The 20,898-nt window shown below is 58.4% G+C and carries 22 protein-coding genes; 6 read left to right on the forward strand and 16 right to left on the reverse strand.

Annotated features, from left to right (window positions below; all coding sequences use genetic code 11):
- Nucleotides 1-7: 7 nt before the first annotated feature.
- From pseH to MF4836_RS19940, 14 genes are all read right to left on the reverse strand, one after another.
- A complete protein-coding gene (pseH, locus tag MF4836_RS19875) occupies nucleotides 8-529 on the reverse strand; it encodes a UDP-4-amino-4,6-dideoxy-N-acetyl-beta-L-altrosamine N-acetyltransferase (RefSeq protein ID WP_238596167.1) in 522 nt (173 codons plus the stop codon).
- Complete coding sequence (gene pseG, locus MF4836_RS19880; RefSeq protein WP_078471686.1) at nucleotides 526-1,653, reverse strand: UDP-2,4-diacetamido-2,4,6-trideoxy-beta-L-altropyranose hydrolase; 1,128 nt, start codon at nucleotides 1,651-1,653, stop codon at nucleotides 526-528. Before pseG ends, pseH begins: the two co-directional genes overlap by 4 nt.
- Nucleotides 1,650-2,438, reverse strand: a complete 789-nt coding sequence (gene hisF, locus MF4836_RS19885; RefSeq protein WP_078471687.1) for an imidazole glycerol phosphate synthase subunit HisF — start codon at nucleotides 2,436-2,438, stop codon at nucleotides 1,650-1,652. Before hisF ends, pseG begins: the two co-directional genes overlap by 4 nt.
- Complete coding sequence (hisH, locus tag MF4836_RS19890) at nucleotides 2,432-3,076, reverse strand: imidazole glycerol phosphate synthase subunit HisH (protein ID WP_078471688.1); 645 nt, start codon at nucleotides 3,074-3,076, stop codon at nucleotides 2,432-2,434. The genes hisF and hisH overlap by 7 nt, the downstream gene beginning before the upstream one ends.
- Complete coding sequence (locus tag MF4836_RS19895; protein WP_078471689.1) at nucleotides 3,073-4,224, reverse strand: N-acetyl sugar amidotransferase; 1,152 nt, start codon at nucleotides 4,222-4,224, stop codon at nucleotides 3,073-3,075. Before MF4836_RS19895 ends, hisH begins: the two co-directional genes overlap by 4 nt.
- A gap of 27 nt (nucleotides 4,225-4,251) precedes the next feature.
- Complete coding sequence (gene pseF / locus MF4836_RS19900) at nucleotides 4,252-4,953, reverse strand: pseudaminic acid cytidylyltransferase (RefSeq protein WP_078471690.1); 702 nt, start codon at nucleotides 4,951-4,953, stop codon at nucleotides 4,252-4,254.
- Nucleotides 4,950-6,110, reverse strand: coding sequence for a UDP-4-amino-4,6-dideoxy-N-acetyl-beta-L-altrosamine transaminase (gene pseC, locus MF4836_RS19905; RefSeq protein ID WP_078471691.1), 1,161 nt, complete (start codon nucleotides 6,108-6,110; stop codon nucleotides 4,950-4,952). Before pseC ends, pseF begins: the two co-directional genes overlap by 4 nt.
- A 3-nt stretch (nucleotides 6,111-6,113) precedes the next feature.
- Nucleotides 6,114-7,112 carry a UDP-N-acetylglucosamine 4,6-dehydratase (inverting) gene (pseB, locus tag MF4836_RS19910; protein WP_078471692.1) on the reverse strand — a complete coding sequence of 333 codons (999 nt, stop codon included), beginning with the start codon at nucleotides 7,110-7,112 and terminating at the stop codon, nucleotides 6,114-6,116.
- Nucleotides 7,113-7,128: 16 nt separating this feature from the next.
- On the reverse strand, nucleotides 7,129-8,391 hold the full coding sequence (locus tag MF4836_RS19915; protein ID WP_078471693.1) for a lipopolysaccharide biosynthesis protein: 1,263 nt from the start codon (nucleotides 8,389-8,391) through the stop codon (nucleotides 7,129-7,131).
- On the reverse strand, nucleotides 8,388-9,488 hold the full coding sequence (locus MF4836_RS19920; RefSeq protein ID WP_078471694.1) for a DegT/DnrJ/EryC1/StrS family aminotransferase: 1,101 nt from the start codon (nucleotides 9,486-9,488) through the stop codon (nucleotides 8,388-8,390). The genes MF4836_RS19915 and MF4836_RS19920 overlap by 4 nt, the downstream gene beginning before the upstream one ends.
- Entirely contained in the window at nucleotides 9,485-10,072 is a 588-nt protein-coding gene (gene wbpD, locus MF4836_RS19925; RefSeq protein ID WP_078471695.1) for a UDP-2-acetamido-3-amino-2,3-dideoxy-D-glucuronate N-acetyltransferase, read from the reverse strand. Before wbpD ends, MF4836_RS19920 begins: the two co-directional genes overlap by 4 nt.
- A gap of 7 nt (nucleotides 10,073-10,079) precedes the next feature.
- Entirely contained in the window at nucleotides 10,080-11,030 is a 951-nt protein-coding gene (locus tag MF4836_RS19930; protein WP_078471696.1) for a Gfo/Idh/MocA family protein, read from the reverse strand.
- Between the two features lie 48 nt (nucleotides 11,031-11,078).
- Entirely contained in the window at nucleotides 11,079-12,392 is a 1,314-nt protein-coding gene (wbpA, locus tag MF4836_RS19935; RefSeq protein WP_078471697.1) for a UDP-N-acetyl-D-glucosamine 6-dehydrogenase, read from the reverse strand.
- Between the two features lie 865 nt (nucleotides 12,393-13,257).
- Nucleotides 13,258-14,178 (reverse strand): histone deacetylase family protein, encoded by a 921-nt coding sequence (locus tag MF4836_RS19940; protein WP_078471698.1) that lies wholly within the window; start codon nucleotides 14,176-14,178, stop codon nucleotides 13,258-13,260.
- A gap of 76 nt (nucleotides 14,179-14,254) precedes the next feature.
- Between MF4836_RS19940 and MF4836_RS19945 the strand changes: the two genes are divergently transcribed.
- The 3 genes from MF4836_RS19945 (at nucleotide 14,255) to MF4836_RS19955 (ending at nucleotide 16,382) form a co-directional block, all read left to right on the forward strand.
- Complete coding sequence (locus MF4836_RS19945) at nucleotides 14,255-14,824, forward strand: GNAT family N-acetyltransferase (RefSeq protein ID WP_078471699.1); 570 nt, start codon at nucleotides 14,255-14,257, stop codon at nucleotides 14,822-14,824.
- Nucleotides 14,825-14,928: 104 nt separating this feature from the next.
- Nucleotides 14,929-15,798, forward strand: coding sequence for an acyl-CoA thioesterase II (gene tesB, locus MF4836_RS19950; protein ID WP_078471700.1), 870 nt, complete (start codon nucleotides 14,929-14,931; stop codon nucleotides 15,796-15,798).
- Nucleotides 15,795-16,382, forward strand: coding sequence for an HAD family hydrolase (locus tag MF4836_RS19955; RefSeq protein WP_078471701.1), 588 nt, complete (start codon nucleotides 15,795-15,797; stop codon nucleotides 16,380-16,382). Before tesB ends, MF4836_RS19955 begins: the two co-directional genes overlap by 4 nt.
- 126 nt (nucleotides 16,383-16,508) lie before the next feature.
- Here MF4836_RS19955 and MF4836_RS19960 read toward each other — a convergent pair whose 3' ends face one another.
- Nucleotides 16,509-17,480 (reverse strand): hypothetical protein, encoded by a 972-nt coding sequence (locus tag MF4836_RS19960; protein WP_078471702.1) that lies wholly within the window; start codon nucleotides 17,478-17,480, stop codon nucleotides 16,509-16,511.
- Nucleotides 17,481-17,482: 2 nt separating this feature from the next.
- Nucleotides 17,483-18,370 (reverse strand): KPN_02809 family neutral zinc metallopeptidase, encoded by an 888-nt coding sequence (gene ypfJ, locus MF4836_RS19965; protein WP_078471703.1) that lies wholly within the window; start codon nucleotides 18,368-18,370, stop codon nucleotides 17,483-17,485.
- Between the two features lie 140 nt (nucleotides 18,371-18,510).
- On the opposite strand from ypfJ, the gene pcaQ reads away from it, so the two are divergent.
- From pcaQ to pcaG, 3 genes are all read left to right on the forward strand, one after another.
- Entirely contained in the window at nucleotides 18,511-19,440 is a 930-nt protein-coding gene (gene pcaQ / locus MF4836_RS19970) for a pca operon transcription factor PcaQ (protein ID WP_078471704.1), read from the forward strand.
- A gap of 101 nt (nucleotides 19,441-19,541) precedes the next feature.
- The gene (pcaH, locus tag MF4836_RS19975; RefSeq protein ID WP_020296942.1) at nucleotides 19,542-20,261 is read left to right on the forward strand and encodes a protocatechuate 3,4-dioxygenase subunit beta; all 720 of its coding nucleotides are present in this window, start codon (nucleotides 19,542-19,544) and stop codon (nucleotides 20,259-20,261) included.
- An 11-nt stretch (nucleotides 20,262-20,272) separates the two neighbouring features.
- Complete coding sequence (gene pcaG / locus MF4836_RS19980) at nucleotides 20,273-20,878, forward strand: protocatechuate 3,4-dioxygenase subunit alpha (protein WP_078471705.1); 606 nt, start codon at nucleotides 20,273-20,275, stop codon at nucleotides 20,876-20,878.
- The last annotated feature ends 20 nt before the right edge of the window (nucleotides 20,879-20,898 follow it).

The raw sequence follows: 20,898 nt of genomic DNA on the forward strand, positions 1-20,898 counted from the left end.
GTGCCTCTCAGGTATTTAGTTGCCATTCAGCGGCAAGAAGGCCAAAACACACAGTGTCGTGATAGCTCTGACCATCGAAATGTTGCTCGCGCAGGACGCCTTCCTGTTGAAAGCCAAGACTGCGATGCATCCGCAATGAGCGTTCATTGTAAGCCAGCACTTGGCCACAGACTTTGTGCAGGTTCAGCTCTGTAAACCCATAGTGCAAAGCCGCCTGGCCCATATTGCGACCTGTGCCCTTCGGCGCTTCTGGGGCCGCATAGAACCCCCAATCGGCGGTTCGGCCCTGTGCAGTCTGGTGGAAGTTAACATAACCAAGTGCAACTCCCTGGCTTTCGAATATCAGTAGATCGCGACGGGGGTCTGCGCACGCCTGTTCAAACCAGCGAGTGTGTTCGGCGCGCTTGATCTCATGTTGGGTATGCATGTAGCTGCGCACCGCTTCGTGGTTGCGCCAGGCGAGTACTTGATCGATATCGTCGTCAGTCATCCTGCGTACCAGCCACTGATTGTCGCTTTGTCTGGTCATTTAGAGAGCTGCTCCAGTTTCTCTACGACATAACGTGTGCCGCAACCGTCGGTGACGCCGATCGCTGCTTCAATCATCTGCTCCAGTCTGGAGCCTTGTTGCAGGTCGGCCAGCGCAGCAGGCAGGCGATCGGTGATTTGCTCTACGGTTCCCAGCAGTTCCCCGGCGCCGGCGTTAGCCAGGGCATGGGCCCCAGGCCATTGGTTCTCGGCGATTACCACCGTCAGGGTGGGCAGCCCCATGCAGCAGCGCTCCCAGGATGTCCCGCCCGCGGCACCGATCGCCAGATCGCTGTCCGCCATCCGTTGTGCCATGTCGCTGATATTGACCAGCACTTCGGTTGGTACCGGCATCAGGGCACATTGCTCTCGCACGCTTTCCAGCCACGGGGCAGTGGCGCCCATCACTGCCCAGATGCGACAGTCGTCCGGCAGTGCACAGTTTTTCAGGACATCCAGTACCTGGCCTGTGACATTATCCTTGTCGACACCGCCCATGCTGATCAGCAGTTGTCTGAGCCGTGGGGTGGTCCGGCGCTTGATGCTGTAGTCGCGCAGTTGTGCGAAATCGGGTCGCAGCAACGCATATTTCGAACCAGCGAGCACTTCGCAGTGAGGCAAAACCCAAGAACCATAGTCCGCAGCCTGGCGTCCCAGATTCTGGTCCAGCAGCAGGTCGCAGCAATGGGCACGGTCGGCTAGGTCGTCAATCGCCATCAACTTGCCGCACAGAGGTCTGACGGCCTGCTCCCAGCGAGCATCAAGAGCGTAGTGATCGACGATCAACCAGTCAGGCTGCAAGTCTTGCAGAATAGCTGCCGATTCACTGGCATCGTGTTGCTGCGACACTCCCAGCCACTTGCAATGGGCAAGCTGCGGGCCATGTTCCTCGCGCTTGGGCGAGGCGGCCTGCCGCATAGGAGCCGTAGTGGTTGTGGGGAGCACATGAACGCGGTGCCCCTTGTCCACTATCAGTCTGGTTAGGTTCTCAGGAGTTCCGCGACAGATGAAGTGGCTCTCAACCGTACCCAGGGACAAGGCGTCGGCCAATGTGAGGCAGCGCATCACATGGCCAATGCCGATGTTCACCGAGGCATCGACACGAAACGCAACGCGCTCGATCATCGAGACCCAGCCGAATCAAGGTATGGCTTGCGGATGGGAACACCTGCGGCGGCCAGGGCGTTTTTCGCACCGGCAGGAGTCTGTTCGGTGAAGTGGAACATGCTGGCAGCAGCGACTGCCGAGGCTCCAGCCTGAGTTACAGCCTCGACCATATGCTGGTAGTTGCCTGCGCCGCCCGAAGCGATTACCGGGATGTTGACAGCCTTGACTACAGCCTCGATCAACGCCAAGTCATACCCAAGTTGCGTTCCGTCTCGATCGATCGATGTAATCAATATCTCGCCGGCGCCTCTTGCTTCCACTTCGCGTGCCCAGTCAGCAACTTTACGACCTGTAGCCTGTTTTCCCGCATGGCTGAAGCACTGCCAACCACTGCCGTCCGACTCATTTCGGACATCGATGCTCGCCACGACGGACTGCGCACCATGGCGCTTGGCAATTTCACTCAGCAGTTCCGGGGTGGTATAGGCCGCGGTGTTGATGCAGACCTTGTCCGCACCAGCTCGAAGCAGTCGCTGAACCTGGTTGATATGAGTAATGCCGCCACCCACGGTCAATGGAACAAAGCACTCTTGGCCGAAGTCATCGACAGATTCGAAATCCAGATCTTCATCTGACTTGTGAGCCACGATGTCCACCAGGATGAGCTCATCAACTTCACGCTGGTTATAGACCTTGATCGCGGGCATGACGGATCCCACTCTTCGCCAGCTGTCAAAACCGATGCCTTTTACCAAGCCTAATTGTTTCCACAGCAGGGTTGGAATTACGCGAACCTTCAGCATTCTGGCGCCTCTACAAAGTTTCGCAGCAACCGAAACCCGGCCCTGGAGCTTTTTTCTGGATGAAATTGTGTACCCCAAACACGACCGCGTCTGACAGCGGCGACCACCGGGACACCATAGTCCGTAACGGCCAGAATATCGGCACTGTCCTCTGGCGTGAATGCATAGCTGTGTACGAAGTAGAAGTCCGTGCCATCAGGTATGCCATCGAATAGTTCACGCTCTGCGGCGCATGCCGAAACGTTGTTCCAGCCACTGTGAGGCACGCGCAGGGTACAGCCCAGCGAACTCAGATGCTCGACCTTGCCTGGGATCAGGTTCAACCCGGGAGTCGTCCCCTGGCCATCACTTTGCGCGCCCTCCATGCTGGTGGTAGCAAGAAGTTGCATGCCGACGCAAACCCCTAGCATGTGTTTGCCGCGGTGTTGAACTTCCTCATGCAAAGCGTCGACCCACCCCCCTTTGTGCAGGAGCTGTGCGCAATCGGCAAAGTTGCCCACGCCAGGTAGAAGGAGCCGATCGACCGTGTGCATGTCAATGGCGCGATCCACCAGGACCGGTGTGACGCGCAGGGCCTCAATGGCGCGCATCACCGATCCGAGGTTACCGACTCCATAGTCAATAATACCTATCTTCATATGTTGTCGTAGTTGACCTTGGTGAGGTTGCCTTCTTTATCTTTAATCAGCGCACCTTTTGCGTCGCGTTTAAAGATCTTCTTATTGGTGAACTTGTCACACAGGGCGATGAACTCGTCCACTGTCATGTCCAATGGGCGCAAGATGTCTTCCAGGCTTTTCCCCAGATATTCCCACGGGAACTTGCCATCCAGGTTCTTGACGATATCCATGCCATCTTGCCTGGTCAGGCGTTCACGGCGAATGTGCAGGCAGGCGTGGTCGGTGGCACGACTGAAACCAAACTTGAGGAACTTGAAGTAGTCGTGAATCCCGTGCTGATGATTGTCCAGGTTTTCATAGTTGACCATGGAGCCTTCGGCTACTTTTTCATAGGTATGAAAACCATGTGCTTGGGCGATCAGCGAGTTGGACAAGCCATCCCACGGAATGTAGTGCCCAAGGAACAGGCCGGTAACGCCCACGCGTGTCAGATCTTCATCACTAGGGTAGGTGTAGGAGATCAAGTGCTTTGCTTCGATGCCATCGGTGCCGATGAGATCGGAAACACGCATGCCCAGCAGGCCACCGAACTCTTCCAGCCAGCGACGGTTGAGGACGTTATTGCTGGCCGCAGCAGCGGGGCCGCCATATTCGTTTTGCGAGTTCTCTCCCCATACGATCAGCGGGATGTTGAACTGAACGGCGGCTCGGACCGGGATGGTAAAGATCCCTACGTGCTCGGGCCAGGCAATGTCGCCCACCTGGGTCAGGCCGATTCGGTTCAGCTTTGCGCGGATCCGTGGGTTGGGGGACATCTCTACGTAGTCGACACCGAGGTGTTTCAGGTTTTCGATGTTCTTGCGGCCAATGTCAGAAAGGTCGCAAGTCGTCGAGGTTACGCACAGGGGGTTCAAACCCAGCTGCAGCATGCGTATCACCTGGTAGGTGCTGTCTTTCCCACCACTGACAGGAACAATGCAATCCCAGTTGTCACCGGTCTTGTTCTTGTACTTGTCGAGAATGACCGCCAGTTCTTTCTTGCGCTGGTCCCAGTCGACTTCGTTTCGTTGTTCATAGCTGCGGCAGGCACTGCAGATACCCTCATCATCGATATAGAGATCAGGTTTGGTGTCTGGCATTACGCAGCGCTTGCAATAAGTCAGCATCTTTTAACGTCCTCTCGAAAAACAAATTTACTGGCTGCTATCCCGAAGCCGCACGGCCTTGAAAAGATATTCAGCCATTTCCCAGTCTTCTAGCGTGTCGATATCTTGAACGCGATGTCGTGGCAGTACGATCGGTAGCGATCTTCTGCCAAAAATTACCCGGGTTTCCAGCCATGCGGCGGAGGTTCCCCAATAAAATTGGCCGGCGTCATGGTAGGCATGTTCAAGATCTTGAGAGCGGACAGTGAAGTACTCGGGGTTGAACATATCAACGTGGCCATCGTCATCTATGCGGATGGCGCGTTGAATTGGAAATGCGTAGCTGGTGACCGAAAAAGCGTAATCCCCTCCTTCTTTATCCAGCGCATTCAACCCCTTGAGGATGTCCTGGCTGTCGATAAGAGGGGCGGTGGCATAAAGGCAGCAAACATATTGAGGGTTAGAACCTTGAAGGTTTAACCATTCAATGGCGTGACGCACTACGGGGGTAGTGCCCGTATGATCATCGGATAGCTCCGCTGGCCGCATGAACGGTACGCTAGCCCCATGCTGAACAGCAACTTCAGCTATTTCGGCGTCGTCCGTAGAGACGATGACCTGTTCAAAGCAGCCACTTTTTAACGCTGCCTCGATGCTCCAGGCAATCATCGGCTTGCCGCAGAACTCTTTGATGTTCTTGCGTGAAATACGCTTGCTGCCACCGCGAGCAGGGATGATTGCGACGTTCATGCCGAGAGAGCCTTGCGCAGTGCGAGCACAACCTGATCCTGCTGCTGCTCAGTCATCGTCTGAAACATCGGCAGGCTAATGGCTTCGCGGTAATAGCCCTGTGCTTCCGGGTAATCTTCAGGCTTGATACCCATCTGCCGATAGTAAGGCTGGGTGGACACCGGGATGTAGTGCACATTCACGCCAATGCCTTGCTCGCGCAGGGATTCAAATACCTGGGCATGTGTCTTGTCGATCTTCTCGAGCTGCAGGCGAATTACATACAGGTGCAGGCCGGAATAACTGTCTGGATGCTGCCAAGGCGTAGTCACCGGCAGTTCAGTCAGCAATTGATCATAGCGTCGGGCCAATGCGTGACGTCGGGCCACGTATTGGTCGAGGCGCTGAACCTGGCTAACGCCCAGAGCCGCTTGCAACTCGGTCATACGGTAGTTGTAGCCAAGAGCGATCTGCTGGTAGTACCAAGGGCCATCAGATTCATGAGTCATCTGGGCCGGATCACGGGTAATACCATGGCTGCGCAACAGCGCCATCTTTTCGGCCAACTCCCCGTTATTGGTCAGGGCCATACCGCCTTCAGCAGTGGTGATGATCTTGACCGGGTGAAAGCTGAATATCGTGATGTCGCTAAATCGGCAGTTACCGATGAACTCGTTCTGATACTTTCCGCCGATGGCATGCGATGCATCTTCGATGACCTTGAATCCATAACGCTTGGCTAGCGCATGGATGGCCTGCATATCGCAGGGCTGGCCACAAAGGTGGACGGGAACCACCACTTTAGGCAGTTTTCCTGCGCGCTCCGCCTGCTCCAACTTGAGCTCCAATGCCCGTGGACAGAGGTTGTAGGTGACGGGGTCGATGTCTACGAAGTCCACCTGGGCGCCGCAGTACAGCGCGCAGTTTGCCGAGGCGACAAAGGTGATTGGAGTGGTCCAGAGCCAATCTCCAGGGCCTACTCCCAGCGCCAAGCAGGCGATGTGCAGCGCAGATGTCGCGCTGTTCAGCGCCAGAGCATGCTCAGCACCAACATGTGCTGCTACCGCTTGCTCAAAACGCGGCACCATAGGGCCTTGAGTGAGAAAGTCGGACTGCAATACTTCCACTACCGAATCAATGTCTGCTTGGGTAATGTCTTGGCGGCCGTAGGGGATCATGGATCAGATACTCCCGATTTTTTCGCGATTGAGATCTATCCATGCCTGCAGCGCTTCACCGGTCATCCACTGGCTGTTGCTGTCACTGGCATAGACAAAGCCTTCGGGGACTTTATGACCGTCCTTGATGCGCTCTTCACAGGTCGACCAGTTGTTGATTGTTGGCAGAATCTTGAAGTGCTCCGGGTACTCGTAGGTGTAGTAAGCATCCTCGACGCTGATCATCTGCTCGTGCAGTTTCTCGCCAGGACGGATACCCACTACTTCCTGCTGTGCATCTGGGGCAATGACACGAGCCAGGTCGGTGACCTTCATGGATGGAATCTTCTTAACGTAGATTTCACCGCCTTCCATATCCTCAAAGGCATGCCATACCAACTCCACACCTTCTTCAAGAGAGATCATGAAGCGAGTCATGCGCTCATCGGTGATTGGCAGTACGCCTTTATCCTTGATCGACATGAAGAACGGGATCACCGAGCCGCGAGAACCCATGACATTGCCATAACGAACGACGGAGAAGCGGGTTTCGTGCCCACCGGAATAGGAGTTCCCAGCGATGAACAGCTTGTCGGAAGCCAGTTTGGTGGCACCGTATAGATTGATCGGGCTGCTGGCTTTGTCCGTGGACAGGGCGACAACGCGCTTGATGCCTTTATCAATGCAGGCATCGATCAGGTTCATGGCGCCGTTAATATTGGTCTTCACGCATTCGAAAGGGTTGTACTCGGCCGTCGGGACAATCTTGGTGGCAGCCGCGTGAACGACATAGTCCACACCATCAAGGGCGCGATACAGACGGTCTTTGTCGCGAACGTCGCCAATGAAGAAGCGCACGCGAGGGTCGCCTTCGAACTTCTTCGCCATGTCCCACTGCTTCATTTCGTCACGAGAGAAAATGATGACTTTCTTCGGATTGTATTTGGCGAGGGTCATCGGCACGAAGGTGTTCCCGAAGGAGCCTGTGCCACCAGTGATAAGAATGGTCTGGTCGGTGAGCATGAACTGTAATCCTATTTTAAGCTTTGAAGTTGAACCAAGGCATTGGATGCACTTTGTTTGAAAGCCACCATGTGCCAACGAAAGAGAAACATTGAGTCAGCATGAATGCTTGGGCTGCACCTACCAATCCGTTACGTTCTACCAGGAAGTACATCAGTGGAATGTTTATCAATCCAGTGATCAGGGTGATCAGTGCCAGAATCGAATTTTTATTTTCGAAAAAGACATAGTTGGTGACCATGTAGTAGCAGCCACCAAAGGCGAAGCCAATCGCAATGTAGATCACCAGTTCGCTTGAGGCCTTGAACTCGTGGCCCACCACGAAGCTCATGACCCATGGGGCGAGCAAGCCAAAGGTGGTGGCCATGACGAGCAGGAACACCATGTATAAATAAGAAAAGCCCACAATGCGCGAGCGCGGTATCTCTTCCTTGCTTGCCAGGTTTTTCATCAGCCAGGGTGCATAGACCTTATTGAAGGACTCGGTAACCAGGCCTATCACTTGTCCAAACTGCAGGGCAACCATGTAAAGACCTGCCTGTCCCACGTCAAGCAACTTGACGATGATGAGCCGGTCGGTGGCGACAATGAGTAGCCCGCCAATGACATGCGGAATCAGTGGAATACCGAACTTCAGCGCGTCTCTGCAGTGGGCTCGCCACACCACGGGTTTTCTCAGCAGGCCGTCTTTCCACAGCCAGAACAATCCGATTACGCCAAACAGGGCTATGGCAATGCTTTGTGCCAGTACCCGGCCTTCCCACGCCATGCCGACCAAAAGTATGAGCACGAGTGAACCGCCCGCGTTCAGAAGGCTTTGCGTGACTTGAAACGCACCATATTTTTTCGCCTCACCGGCAACTTGCCAGAGAGACAGGCGAATGTTACCGAGGAATTGGAAGCCTGAAACCACTACAGCGACCAACAGCCAGTCCATGGGCAAGCCAGTGATCGGTGCGAGCCAGGGCCGAAGGGCGAGTGTTATAAGGAAGATGGTCGTTGTACTGACGACCAGGATCCCCATGCATGTCACTACGTACTCGGCCAACTCTTCCTTGTTGAGCTGAAAGTAACGAACCCCAATGGCTCCATGGACGCTCAGGCCCGTGAATGCACTGATAATGCTCAAGCAAATGCCAAACATGGCGATGGTGCCGTAGTCCGCCGGGCTCAATACCCGGGTCAGAATGGGCAGGAGAAAAAATGGTATGGCCGCATTCAGGATATTCGCCCCGAAGTAAATGGCCGTGTTACTCACCAGTTTTCTACTGTCGCTCATTGATTCGCAACGCCAGCCGCTACCAGGCACTCAACGATCCTTACCTGATCTTCGATCGTCAGGTAGGGGTGCATGGGCAGGCTCATTACCTGTTCTGCAACTTCATCACCCAGAGGCAAACGGGCGCTACTGTCCGCGACAGCCGGTTGCTTGTTCAGGGGAATCGGGTAATGCACGGCGGTTGGAATGCCCTGTTGCTTCAACTTCGCCTGTACGGTGTCTCGCTCTTTTACCCTGATGGTGTATTGCGCGTAGACACTGGTGTTGTGGGGCTCGACGTAGGGAATCGTTTTGATACCGGCCTCAGTCAACAACTGTTCGTAAGTGTTGGCGACTTGTTGACGCAGCAGGATTTCCTTTTCAAAAAGCTCCAGCTTGGCCAACAGAATTGCTGCCTGCAGGGTATCCAGGCGGCTGTTTACGCCAACCCGGACATGGTGGTAGCGACGATCCTGTCCATGACGAGAGATTTGCCGGAGGATCACCGCCAGGTCATCGTCATTGGTGAACATTGCGCCGCCATCGCCATAGCAGCCCAAGGGTTTGCTTGGGAAAAAGCTTGTGCAGGCGATGCTCGTCAGATTGCAGGAGCGCTTGCCTTTATAGCTTGCACCGAAGCTTTGTGCGGCATCTTCAATCACCGGTACATGGTATTTGGCGGCGATACTGTTGATCGTGTCGAAGTCCGCACACTGACCATACAGGGAGACTGGGATAATGGCTTTGGTTCGTGGAGTTATTGCCGCTTCCAGGTGCTTTGGGTCGAGATTGTAGGTGCGAGGGTCGATATCCACGTACACCGGCTTGGCACCTAGCAGGGCCACCGTTTCTGCGGTGGCGATGTAGGTAAAACCAGGTGTGATGACTTCATCGCCGGGGGCAATGCCCAGCGCCATCAGGGCGATCTGCAGGGCATCGGTACCATTGGCGCACGTAATGCAGTGCTTGGCCCCTACTGATATGGCGAGCTTTTCCTCGAGCTCGGCAACTTCAGGCCCGAGGATGTATTGGCCGTGGGAGAGGACTCGCTGGATGCCTGCGTCGATCTGTTCTTTGATCAGTGCCTGTTGGCTTTTCAGGTCGATGAATTCGATCATGCGCAGCTCTCCTCCTTGCTCAATAGTTTCCCGTGCAGGCTGTAATGAGCCCCGGTATGTTCACAGATAGCCCTGGCCTGGCCTTCCACGGGCAAGTCCAGTTGCTCGCCGAACTCGCTCATCCAGCCAATTTGCCGAGCCGGAACCCCAACCATCAGGGCGTACGCAGGTACATCTTTGTTGACCACCGCGCCAGCGCCGATAAAGGCGAACTCGCCAATGGTCACGCCACAGACGACGGTGCAGTTGGCACCCAGCGTCGCGCCTTTTTTCACCAGGGTGTCCCGGTACTGGTTTTTGCGTTCAATCAGGGAGCGGGGGTTGTAGACATTGGTGAAGACCATGCTCGGCCCGCAGAACACGCCGTCTTCCAAGGTGACGTTGTCGTACACCGACACGTTGTTCTGGATCTTGCACTGGTCGCCAATCACTACCTTGTTGCCGACAAAGACGTTTTGCCCAAGCGACACCCCTTTGCCTATGCGCGCGCCGCCGCAGACATGAACGAAATGCCAGATGCGCGAGCCTTCGCCGATCTGGGCGCCGTCATCGACTATGGCGCTGGGGTGAACTTGATAGGGCATGAGAACCTCAGCGAGCCAGATTGGCGAGGAATGGGTGCCCTTCGCCGTCCTGCGACGCAACCGGCGCAGCGCAACGGATGACTTCGACGGTTTCGACGCAGTGCCGCGCGTCCTCGATGCCGTAACCCTTGCCGTCCAGGATTGCCTGGTAGCTGACGGTGTGCAGATCGGTAAAACCTTCGGAGAACTCTATTTCCTGACCATCAACGGTGATCGAACGGTAGGTTGGCTTCTTTCCCTTGACGGCATCAGGCAGATCATTCTGGTCAATGGACAAGAACCAGCGTACTCGGGCGTTCTCATATTCCAGATACCCTGCAGCCTTGTAAGCACTGCTGTGGTGCACGACATTGCGCTGCAATTTGCCAAAAATGAAATGCAGCATGTCGTAGAAATGCACACCAATATTGGTGGCTACACCGAATGACTTGCGCTGGTCGCCTTTCCAGCTCTCCATGTACCAGTTACCACGGGAAGTGATGTAGGTCAGTTCGACTTCATGCTTGTGGGTACGCTTCTCGTTCTGGACTTTCTCTTTGAGGTCAATGATCGCCTGGTGATGGCGCAGTTGGAGAATGTTCCAGAGGCGCTTGCCGGTCTCGCGTTCGGTCAGGGCCAGGTCGTCCAGTAGGGCGATGGTTGGAACCAGTGGTTTCTCGCAGATGACATCGCAGCCCATGCGCAGGGCCGAAGTGATATGCGGATGGTGCAAGTAGTTGGGAGAGCAGACGGACACGATATCCAGTGCCTTGGCTGGATCACGCTTCAGGCGCCAGGCGTAATCGTAGAAACGTTCGAACTCGGTAAAGAACTCGCTTTGCGGGGAGAGACTGTCGATGATGCCGACCGAATCGTTGATGTCATAGGCACAAACCAGCTCATTACCGGTGTCCTTGATAGCTCGCATATGGCGTGGGGCTATGTAGCCGGCTGCACCAATCAGGGCAAAACGTTTCACTAGAACGCTCCAAATAACATTGTCTCGGATAGACCAGGACTGAAAAAATTAAGCCTTGATGATGTGGGCTTCAGGCTGGCGGTATTTACCACGGCTATCAATGATCAGTTTGGCGCTGGACTTGATCAACTCATAGTCAAACTTGTCGTGGTCAGTGGCTAGAACAACAGCATCGAAGCCGGCCAGGGTATCGGCAGTCAAAGGCACGCTGGAGAGGTTGAAATGGTGTTCGCGCATCTTCGGGAAGACAGGCACGTGAGGGTCGCTGTAGGCGACAATGGCGCCCTTGGCTTCAATCAGTTCCATGATCTCGACGGAAGGTGACTCACGCATGTCATCGACATTCTTCTTGTAAGCGATGCCCAGTACAAGGATACGGCTGCCCTTCAGAGCGCGGCAGTCATCATTCAGAGCATCCACGAGCTTGCTGACAACATACTCGGGCATGGCCTGATTGACTTCGCCGGAGAGTTCGATGAAGCGGGTATGCAGGCCATATTCCCGCGCCTTCCAGGTCAGATAGAAGGGGTCGATTGGGATGCAGTGGCCGCCCAGGCCGGGGCCTGGGTAATAGGCGGTGAAACCGAAGGGCTTGGTGGCCGCAGCGTCCACAACTTCGAAGATGTCGATGCCCATGCGGTCGGCGACGACTTTCATTTCATTGACCAGGCCAATGTTGACCGCGCGGTGAATGTTCTCCAGTAGCTTGGTCATTTCCGCAGCCTTGGTCGAACTCACCAGCACTACGCGGTCGATGGCCTGTTCGTACAGCGCAACACCTACCTCCAGGCAGCTTGCGGTATGGCCGCCAACCACTTTCGGGATGGTGCGTGTTTCAAAGTCGGGGTTGCCCGGGTCTTCGCGTTCTGGGGAGTAGACCAGGAAGATATTCTCGCCAACCTTGAGTCCACCCTCTTCAACGCGAGGCAGCAGTTCTTCCTCGGTCGTCCCGGGGTAGGTGGTACTTTCCAGGGATACCACTTGGCCGGCACGCAAATAGGGCTTTAGCGAGTCGGTAGTGTTGATCACGAAACTCATGTCCGGCTCGCGATACTTATTCAGCGGAGTGGGAACGCACAAGATCAATGCATCGCACTCGCTGACGCGGCTGAAGTCCACGGTCGCTTCAAAGCCACTGGCATGGGCGGCAGCAATCTTGCTGGCAGAAATGTGCTCGATATAGCTTTGGCCAGCATTCAACTGATTGACCTTGTTCTGGTCGACATCAATGCCCAGCACGCGAAAACCAATTGCGTTGTAGCGCAACATCAACGGCAAACCGACATAGCCAAGCCCGATAATGCCGATCAGAGCTTCTCTGCTCTTGAATTTTTCAATGCTTGCCTGTTTGATGTCTGACATCAATTAAAACTCCGACTGGACTTTCGTCTTAATATTGAATAAGTGTTTAATTTTAAGTTGTCATGGTGCTGGAAGTTTTAATTTTATTAAGTGAAATAAACTATTAAAATCCAGGTCTGCCTCGAGCGATAATGCATAAGGCGGTCCCAGCCTCCAGCATGTCTTGCGCAAGACTCCTTTCGCGAGCTCCGTTTGTGACAGCGCGGCACACTGAGTATAAATCGGTGGCCCTGATCGGTCTGGCACACCAGGCGTCCGCGGTCAGTTGTTCGCGGTCATTGAGGCAAATGCTGGATTGGCTGTTCCCACCTGTGGACGAGTGCAGGCTTGACGGGCCTATGAGAAGCAGATCGACGTCAAAGCTGCTTATGGCAATGCCGCTTTTGCAGCGAGAGGCTGCTGCGAATGATGCGGTCAAAACTTCTCCCCCTGAGTGCTGCATACCGCAGTAGCCGCCGAATCTGTCGTCATTGAACGGGGCATTTTACCTGTATTCGGTGAAATGTCCGATAGCCTCGTCAAGGTCTTCGCTAGCTGGACGTCTGAAAGAGTCAGGTCGTGGGCTCAAATCGCTGCCGGCAAGGGGATGTGACGAAGAGGCTTGGGATGGGGGGCAAGCTGTTCAAAAAATGCACATCGCTCTGCAAGCCTTGTGGAGCAAAGGCTGTAGCACCTTTCACGCAGGTTATCCACAGGCGGCTCCACAGGGATTGGGGGTAAGCCACCCACAACTGTATGACCGTCTTATGTCATTGATCAAAAAACAGGCGATAGCCGTGAGGCCCCGTGGAGCAAGGTCTGTAGGAGCTTTCTCCCAGGTTATCCACAAGCTGTTCCACAGTGGATGTGGGTAAGGCCCTCAGGCTCAGTAGCATCCTGATGATTCCCAGACCCGCTGCGCACTGTGGTGCAGGATGCCGTGGCGTCGGGCCAGGGCCTGGCGGTCTTTGCTGTAGCCGCCGCCAATCACCCCGACCACCGGGATGTCGCGGCCCAGGCAATGGCGCATGACACGCTCATCGCGCTCGGCGACCCCGGCGTCGGTCAGTTTCAGGTAGCCCAGGGCGTCGTCCTTGTGCACATCGACCCCGGCGTCGTACAGCACCAGGTCCGGTTGGTAGAGCGGCAGCAGGTAGTTGAGGGCGTCATCGACCACCTGCAGGTACTCGCCGTCGCCCATGCCCATGGCCAGGGGAATGTCCCAGTCGCTGGTGGCCTTGCGCGCCGGGAAGTTCTTTTCGCAGTGCAACGAGACGGTCACCGCGTCCGGGGTATGTTCGAGAATCCGAGCGGTGCCATCGCCCTGGTGCACGTCGCAATCAAAGATCAGAACCCGGCTGACCCGACCGGCCGCCAGCAGGTAATGGCTGATGATCGCCAGGTCGTTGAAGATGCAGAAACCGGCCGGGTAGTCGTAATGGGCATGATGGGTGCCCCCGGCCAGGTGACAGGCCAGGCCATGTTCCAGGGCCCGCTCGGCCGCCAGCAGCGAGCCGCCGACCGCGCGCACGGTACGTCGCGCCAGGGCTTCGTTCCAGGGCAGGCCCAGGCGCCGCTGGTCTTCCCGGGACAACTCGCCGCTCATATAGCGTTCGATATAGCCGGGGTCATGGGCCAGGGCCAGGATCTCTGGCGGGCAGAGCTGCGGGCGCAGCAGGTCGGCATCCCGGGTCAGGCCGCTGTCCACCAGGTGGTCGCGCAGCAGGCGAAATTTGTCCATGGGAAAGCGGTGTTCCGCAGGAAACTCGGGGCTGTAGTCATCGTGATAAATCAACGGCAATGGCATGGCAATTTCTGATAGGAACCCGTGAAGGATCCTACCAGCGATGTAGACTTGCTCCCATGGATTATGGAGGGCCCCGATGGAGCCGATATTGCAACTGGAAAGCGCGCGGCTGTTGATGCGCCAGTGGAGCGATGAAGATTTGCCGGCGTTTGCGGCAATGTGCGCCGACCCACAGGTCATGCGGTACTTCCCCGCGCCCTTGAGCCGACTGGAAAGTGCGGCATTGATCGGGCGAATACGCGGTCATTTTGCCGAACATGGCTTTGGTTTGTGGGCGCTGGAGCGCAAGGACAGCGGCGCCTTTATCGGCTTTACCGGCTTGGGCGTAGTGGGTTTCGAAGCGCCCTTTACCCCGGCGGTGGAAATCGGCTGGCGCCTGGCCCGTGAACACTGGGGCCTGGGCTATGCCAGCGAAGCGGCCTGGACCGCTCTGCGCTGCGGTTTTGACCGCTTGTCGCTGAAAGAGGTGGTGGCGTTCACCACAGCCAGCAATCAGCCGTCGCAGAAAGTCATGCAAGCCATCGGCATGCACCATGCTCCAAGCGACGACTTCGAACATCCCGCGCTGGCCGGCGATCACCCGTTGCGCGCCCATGTGCTGTATCGCATCAACCGCGAACAATGGTTGGAAACCTTGCATGGATAGGGCGGCAGGGCGTTTAGAATGTGCCGATTATCAGGATGCCCCCTGATTGAATTGCCCGCCGCAGCCAAGACTGCGCGGTATTGCTCTGTGTGAGGAGATCCTGAATGAGCCACGTGTTGGAAGATCTGGTCGACCTGTTGACCCTGGAACCGATCGAAGAAAACCTGTTTCGCGGTCGCAGCCAGGACCTGGGCTTCCGCCAGCTGTTCGGCGGCCAGGTGCTGGGCCAGTCCTTGTCCGCAGCCAGTCAGACCGTGGAAGAAGCACGCCATGTGCATTCCATGCACGGTTACTTCCTGCGCCCGGGCGATGCCGGTTTGCCGGTGGTCTACCAGGTGGACCGGGTGCGTGATGGCGGCAGCTTCAGTACGCGCCGGGTGACCGCGATCCAGAAGGGCAACCCGATCTTCACCTGCAGCGCCTCCTTCCAGTACGACGAGCAGGGCTTCGAACACCAGAACCAGATGCCGCAAGTGGTGGGCCCGGAAAACCTGCCCTCGGAGCTGGAAATCACCCAGCAGCGCGCGCACCTGATTCCTGAGCACATGCGTGAAAAACTGCTGTGCCCGAAACCCATCGAAGTGCGCCCGGTCACCGAAAAAGACCCGTACAACCCGCAGCCGATGGACCCGGTGAAGTACGTGTGGTTCCGCGCCGACGGCGCCTTGGCCGATATCCCGGCCTTGCACAAGTACCTGCTGGCCTATGCCTCCGACTTCGGCCTGCTGACCACTTCGATGCTGCCCCACGGCAAATCGGTGTGGCAGAAGGACATGCAGGTCGCCAGCCTCGACCACGCGCTGTGGTTCCATGCTGATCTGCGCGCCGATGACTGGTTGCTGTACGCCATGGACAGCCCATGGGCCGGCAATTCCCGTGGTTTCTCCCGTGGCAGCGTGTTCAACCGCGCCGGGCAATTGGTGGCGTCGGTTACCCAGGAAGGTCTGATCCGTCATCGCAAGGACTGGGCATGAGCCTTTCGGACATACGCCATTGGGTGTTCGATATGGACGGCACCCTGACGATTGCAGTGCTTGATTTCGCCGCCATTCGCCAGGCCCTGGATATCCCCCCGGAAGACGACATTCTGACCCATCTCGCGGCCTTGCCCGCCGCAGAAGCCGCGGCCAAACATGCCTGGCTGCTGGAGCATGAGCGTGAACTGGCCCTGGGCTCACGCCCGGCGCCGGGGGCGGTGGAGCTGGTGCGCGACCTGGCGCAGCGCGGCTATCGCCTGGGCATCCTGACCCGCAACGCGCGGGAGCTGGCCCATATCACCCTGGAGGCCATCGGTCTGGCGGACTGCTTTGCCATCGACGACGTGCTGGGCCGCGATGATGCGCCGCCCAAACCGCACCCGGGTGGCTTGCTGAAGTTGGCCGAGGCCTGGGAGGTGACGCCCGGCGCCATGGTGATGGTGGGCGACTACCGCTTCGACCTCGACTGCGGCCGCGCCGCAGGCACGCGCACGGTGTTGGTCAACCTGCCGGAGAACCCATGGCCGGAGCTGGCGGATTGGCACGCGGCAGACTGCGGCGCGTTGCAGAAAATGATCTAGCGAGGGCGTTTGTTCCCTTGGAGCCGCTGCGGCCCGAGTCTTCGGCAGCGGCTACAGATGGCTTCTAGTGGCGAGGGAGCTTGCTCCCGCTGGGGCGCGTAGCGCCCCCCAATAAAGTCCGCCCCCTCAGCGGGCGAACAATGCCTTCTGCCCCTCAGGCGAGGTCAACATCCCATCTCCGTTGTGCCCCACCCCCGGCACCTCCACCAACCGATGGCTCAACTGCGGGTGGCGCTGCTTGAGGTAGTCGAAATAGTTGTGCCCGCGAATCAGGCGATAGGCGCCCTGGGCCTCGGCTTCACAACTTTTATCCAGTGCCGGATGGTTCGGATCGGTGTCCTGCTGGCCCAGCAGGTAGGTGATAGTGCGTGACACGTACGCCTGCTCCAACTGCTCCGCACTCTGACCCCGGGCGTAGTCCGGCAGCTGCTGCAGGCCGTATTTCCAGTTGTCGAAGCCCGGGCAATCGGCTGCATCGAACCGCACCGGCCGCTGCGGGCTGAAGTACGCATAGGACGATGGGTTGGCCACCACAAAGCGCAGGCTGATGCCTTCGCGTTGCAGGGTCGGGTGATCGTGGCCGATCAGAGCGAAACGCTGCACCACTTGGCCACCGCCGGAATGGCCGGCGACCACGATTTCCTTCAGCGCCGGAAACAGCGTGTGGTTGCCCAGGTGTTTGATGATCTGGTCGAGGGCGCCATAGGAGCTGACCTGGCCCGGGCCGATGGATGCCTCGCCCGCCATCCAGTCGTTGCCCTTCCAGCGCAGTACCTGGCGGTCCAGGTGGTTGCGCTGCACGTCGGACTCATTGAGAAACTGCGGCGCGATCACCAGGGTGTTCGCGCCTTGCCCGGCCTGGCTGGCGGCCTGTTCGGCGCTGTGCAGGTAGGTCTGGGCATTGCGCAGGCGGCCATGGACGATGATCAGTGCGCGCTGGATCTGCGGCAGCGGCTGTCGCCAATCCTGGCTCAGGCCCACGGCCAGCTCACCGCCGTCCAGCGCCAGGCGCTCGGGGCTGATGTCCTTGACCCCATGTTCCGCCGCCTGTGCGCTGGCACAGGCGATCCACAGCGCAACCAGCGTCAGCACGCGCATTTTTAAAGGCTCTTCGCGGCGAAGGTGTCGCACTGGCCGATCTGGCCCTGGCTGAAGCCGGTCTTGAACCAGCGCACGCGCTGCGCCGAGGTGCCGTGGGTGAAGGAGTCCGGCACCACACGCCCCTGACCTTGTTGCTGCAAACGGTCATCGCCGATGGCATTGGCGGCGTTCAGGGCTTCTTCGATATCCCCGGGCTCCAGCCAGTTCAGGCGTTTTTGCGCATGGTTGGCCCAGACTCCGGCCAGGCAGTCGGCTTGCAGTTCCTGGCGCACCAGCAGCCCGCCATCGCCCTGCATCTGCCGGCCTTGCTGGCGTGCAGCCTGGATCTTGGCCGAGACCCCGAGCAGGGTCTGCACGTGGTGCCCGACTTCGTGGGCGATTACATAGGCCTGGGCGAAGTCGCCGGCGGCGGAAAAGCGCTGGGACATTTCGCGGAAGAAGTCCATGTCCAGGTACACCTGCTGGTCGGCAGGGCAGTAGAAGGGGCCGGTGGCCGAGGTGGCGGCGCCGCAGGCGGAGTTCACCCGACCGCGGAACAGAATCAGTTTGGGTTGCTGGTACTGGCGCCCGGCCTCCTGGAAGATCTGGCCCCAGGTGTCTTCGGTGTCGCCGAGGATGGCGCGCACGAACTCGGCCTGTTGATCATTGGCCGGTGGTGCCTGGCGCGTCTGGGTCGTGGCCGGTGCCGATTGCTCCATCTGCCCGGTCAGTTGCCCGAGGATCTGCATCGGGTCCTGGCCGGTGATCCAGCCGATGCCGACGATCAGCAGGATGGCCGTCAGGCTCAGGCCCTTGCCGCCGCCGAAACGCATGCCGCCGCCACCGCCACCGCTGTCATCACGAGCATCCACCACGTTGTCGCTGCGCCGCCCTTTTTTCCAAAGCATGGGGTGAATCCTCGTTATCGTTGGCTGTGAGTGTTGCTGGTGAGTGGTGCCGACGCCAGTCCGGTCGTCAGGCATTTGCGCGCACGTTACCATTGCCCGCGGCCGCATCGCTGCTGTCCAGACCTATTCGGGGCTCACTATTGAACATCGATACCCGCATCAAATTCCGTCACCTGGTGTGTTTTCTTGAAATGGCTCGCCAGGGCAGCCTCGCGCGTGCCGCCGATGTGCTTGCCGTGAGCCAGCCGGCGATGTCGAAAACCCTCAAGGAGCTGGAGCAACTGCTCGATGCCAGCCTGTTCCTGCGCAGCAAGGCCGGGCTCAGCCTGACCGAGGCCGGCCGGGCCTTCCTGCGTTATGCCGGGCCTTCGGTGCAGGCTCTGCGCGAGGGTGTGGATACCCTGCGCGGCGGTGAATATGCCGCCGGGGTGGTGCGCCTCGGGGTGCTGTCGACCGCTGAAAGCCTGCTGCTGCCGGAAGTGGTGCGGCGCCTGCACCAGCGCCACTCGGCACTGGCGGTGAGTGTGGTCACCGGCCCCAGCGCCTACCTGTTGTCGCAGCTGCGGGTCGGGGATGTCGACCTGGTGGTGGGGCGCATGACCGAGAGCCCGGAGATCCAGGGCCTGAGCTTCGAGCACCTGTACAGCGAGTCGATGACCCTGGTGGCGCGCCCGGAGCATCCCTTGCTCGCTGGCCCCCTCGATCGCGACGCCGTGGAGCGCTTTCCCCTGGTGCTGCCGCTGGCGGGCACTACCATCCGCAAGTTCGCCGACAGCCTGTTTGTGCAGTGCGGCATCGGCCAATCCCGGCAGCGCCTGGAAACCCTGTCGGTGACCTTGAGCCGGCGTTATGCGTTATCCACTGATGCGCTGTGGATCGCCCCGCTGGACGCGGTGCGCCTGGACCTGGCCAACGGCGAGTTGTGCGAGATCGACCTGGGGTTGCGCGAGCCCGGGGGCTCGGTGGGGATTTCGAGCAACGCCAGCCTGCCGCTGTCGCTGGCCGGGCAATGGTGCGTCGACGTTCTGCGGGAAGTGGGCAGCGCCTACCGCGCAGGGCTTTATCCATAACCATTTGGTTATGGTTGGCGGGCGGCTTTTCAATTTTCCGCTTCCTGTTGTTGGGTGAGACTGCGAAGGCAGCTCCATAAATCCAACAACAGGAGATCGACATGTCTGATGCAGACAGCAGTCGCTTCGTGATTCGCGACCGTAATTGGCACCCCAAGGCCTTGACCCCCGACTACAAGACGTCCGTCGCCCGCTCCCCGCGCCAGGCGCTGGTCAGCATCCCGCAATCGGTGAGTGAAACCAGTGGCCCGGATTTCTCCCACCTCAAGACCGGCCGTTTCGACAACGACCTGCTGCTCAACTTCAACAACGGCGGCTTGCCGGTGGGCGAGCGCATCATCGTTTCCGGGCGGGTCTGCGATCAGTACGGCAAGCCGATCCCCCATACCCTGGTGGAGATGTGGCAGGCCAATGCCGGCGGCCGCTACCGGCACAAGAACGACCGCTACCTGGCGCCCCTGGACCCAAACTTCGGCGGCGTCGGCCGGGCCCTGACCGACCGTGACGGCTACTACAGCTTTCGCACCATCAAGCCCGGGCCGTACCCCTGGCGCAACGGCCCCAACGACTGGCGCCCGGCGCACATCCACTTCTCCATCAGCGGTCCGTCCATCGCCACGCGCCTGATCACCCAGTTGTATTTCGAAGGCGATCCGTTGATCCCGCTGTGCCCGATCGTCAAGTCGATTGCCAACCCGGATGCGGTGCAGAGCCTGATCGCGCGCCTCGACATGGGCAACGCCAACCCCATGGACTGCCTGGCCTATCGCTTCGACATCGTGTTGCGCGGCCAGCGCAAGACCCATTTCGAGAACTGCTGAGGAGCTTGCCCATGCCTATCGAACTGCTGCCCGAAACCCCTTCGCAAACGGCCGGCCCTTATGTGCACATCGGCCTGGCCCTGGCCGCTGCCGGCAACCCGACCCGCAGCGATGAAATCTGGAACCAGATGGCCAAGCCTGACGCGGCCGGCGAACAGATCCTGCTGATCGGCCACGTCTACGACGGCAATGGCCATCTGGTGCGCGACTCGTTCCTGGAGTTCTGGCAAGCCAACCACGAGGGGGTCTATGACCCGGTCTTCGATTCGGAAAAAACCTTCAACAGCTTCGGGCGTACCGCCACCACCTTCGACGCCGGCGAGTGGACGCTGAACACCATCAAGCCAGGTGTGGTGCAGAACGCGGCGGGGGTGGCCATGGCGCCGCACATCAACCTGTCGCTGTTTGCCCGGGGCATCAACATCCACCTGCACACCCGGCTGTACTTTGCCGACGAGTCGGAGGCCAACGCGCGCTGCCCGGTGCTGAACCTGATCGAACAGCCGCAACGTCGCGAAACCCTGCTGGCCCATCCCTGCGAAGTCGACGGCCAACGCGCCTACCGCTTTGATATTCGCATCCAGGGTGAAGGCGAAACCGTGTTCTTCGACTTCTAGAAAGACCCCGGCGCCATTGG

Source organism: Pseudomonas sp. MF4836, from assembly GCF_002018875.1.
Lineage (GTDB): Bacteria > Pseudomonadota > Gammaproteobacteria > Pseudomonadales > Pseudomonadaceae > Aquipseudomonas.

Bases quoted from the DNA above. Each gene is read 5' to 3' on its own strand.
- pseH (WP_238596167.1), bottom strand. From the start codon at position 529: ATGACCAGACAAAGCGACAATCAGTGGCTGGTACGCAGGATGACTGAC.
- pseG (WP_078471686.1), bottom strand. From the start codon at position 1,653: ATGATCGAGCGCGTTGCGTTTCGTGTCGATGCCTCGGTGAACATCGGC.
- hisF (WP_078471687.1), bottom strand. From the start codon at position 2,438: ATGCTGAAGGTTCGCGTAATTCCAACCCTGCTGTGGAAACAATTAGGC.
- hisH (WP_078471688.1), bottom strand. From the start codon at position 3,076: ATGAAGATAGGTATTATTGACTATGGAGTCGGTAACCTCGGATCGGTG.
- MF4836_RS19895 (WP_078471689.1), bottom strand. From the start codon at position 4,224: ATGCTGACTTATTGCAAGCGCTGCGTAATGCCAGACACCAAACCTGAT.
- pseF (WP_078471690.1), bottom strand. From the start codon at position 4,953: ATGAACGTCGCAATCATCCCTGCTCGCGGTGGCAGCAAGCGTATTTCA.
- pseC (WP_078471691.1), bottom strand. From the start codon at position 6,110: ATGATCCCCTACGGCCGCCAAGACATTACCCAAGCAGACATTGATTCG.
- pseB (WP_078471692.1), bottom strand. From the start codon at position 7,112: ATGCTCACCGACCAGACCATTCTTATCACTGGTGGCACAGGCTCCTTC.
- MF4836_RS19915 (WP_078471693.1), bottom strand. From the start codon at position 8,391: ATGAGCGACAGTAGAAAACTGGTGAGTAACACGGCCATTTACTTCGGG.
- MF4836_RS19920 (WP_078471694.1), bottom strand. From the start codon at position 9,488: ATGATCGAATTCATCGACCTGAAAAGCCAACAGGCACTGATCAAAGAA.
- wbpD (WP_078471695.1), bottom strand. From the start codon at position 10,072: ATGCCCTATCAAGTTCACCCCAGCGCCATAGTCGATGACGGCGCCCAG.
- wbpA (WP_078471697.1), bottom strand. From the start codon at position 12,392: ATGTCAGACATCAAACAGGCAAGCATTGAAAAATTCAAGAGCAGAGAA.
- MF4836_RS19940 (WP_078471698.1), bottom strand. From the start codon at position 14,178: ATGCCATTGCCGTTGATTTATCACGATGACTACAGCCCCGAGTTTCCT.
- MF4836_RS19945 (WP_078471699.1), top strand. From the start codon at position 14,255: ATGGAGCCGATATTGCAACTGGAAAGCGCGCGGCTGTTGATGCGCCAG.
- tesB (WP_078471700.1), top strand. From the start codon at position 14,929: ATGAGCCACGTGTTGGAAGATCTGGTCGACCTGTTGACCCTGGAACCG.
- MF4836_RS19955 (WP_078471701.1), top strand. From the start codon at position 15,795: ATGAGCCTTTCGGACATACGCCATTGGGTGTTCGATATGGACGGCACC.
- MF4836_RS19960 (WP_078471702.1), bottom strand. From the start codon at position 17,480: ATGCGCGTGCTGACGCTGGTTGCGCTGTGGATCGCCTGTGCCAGCGCA.
- ypfJ (WP_078471703.1), bottom strand. From the start codon at position 18,370: ATGCTTTGGAAAAAAGGGCGGCGCAGCGACAACGTGGTGGATGCTCGT.
- pcaH (WP_020296942.1), top strand. From the start codon at position 19,542: ATGTCTGATGCAGACAGCAGTCGCTTCGTGATTCGCGACCGTAATTGG.
- pcaG (WP_078471705.1), top strand. From the start codon at position 20,273: ATGCCTATCGAACTGCTGCCCGAAACCCCTTCGCAAACGGCCGGCCCT.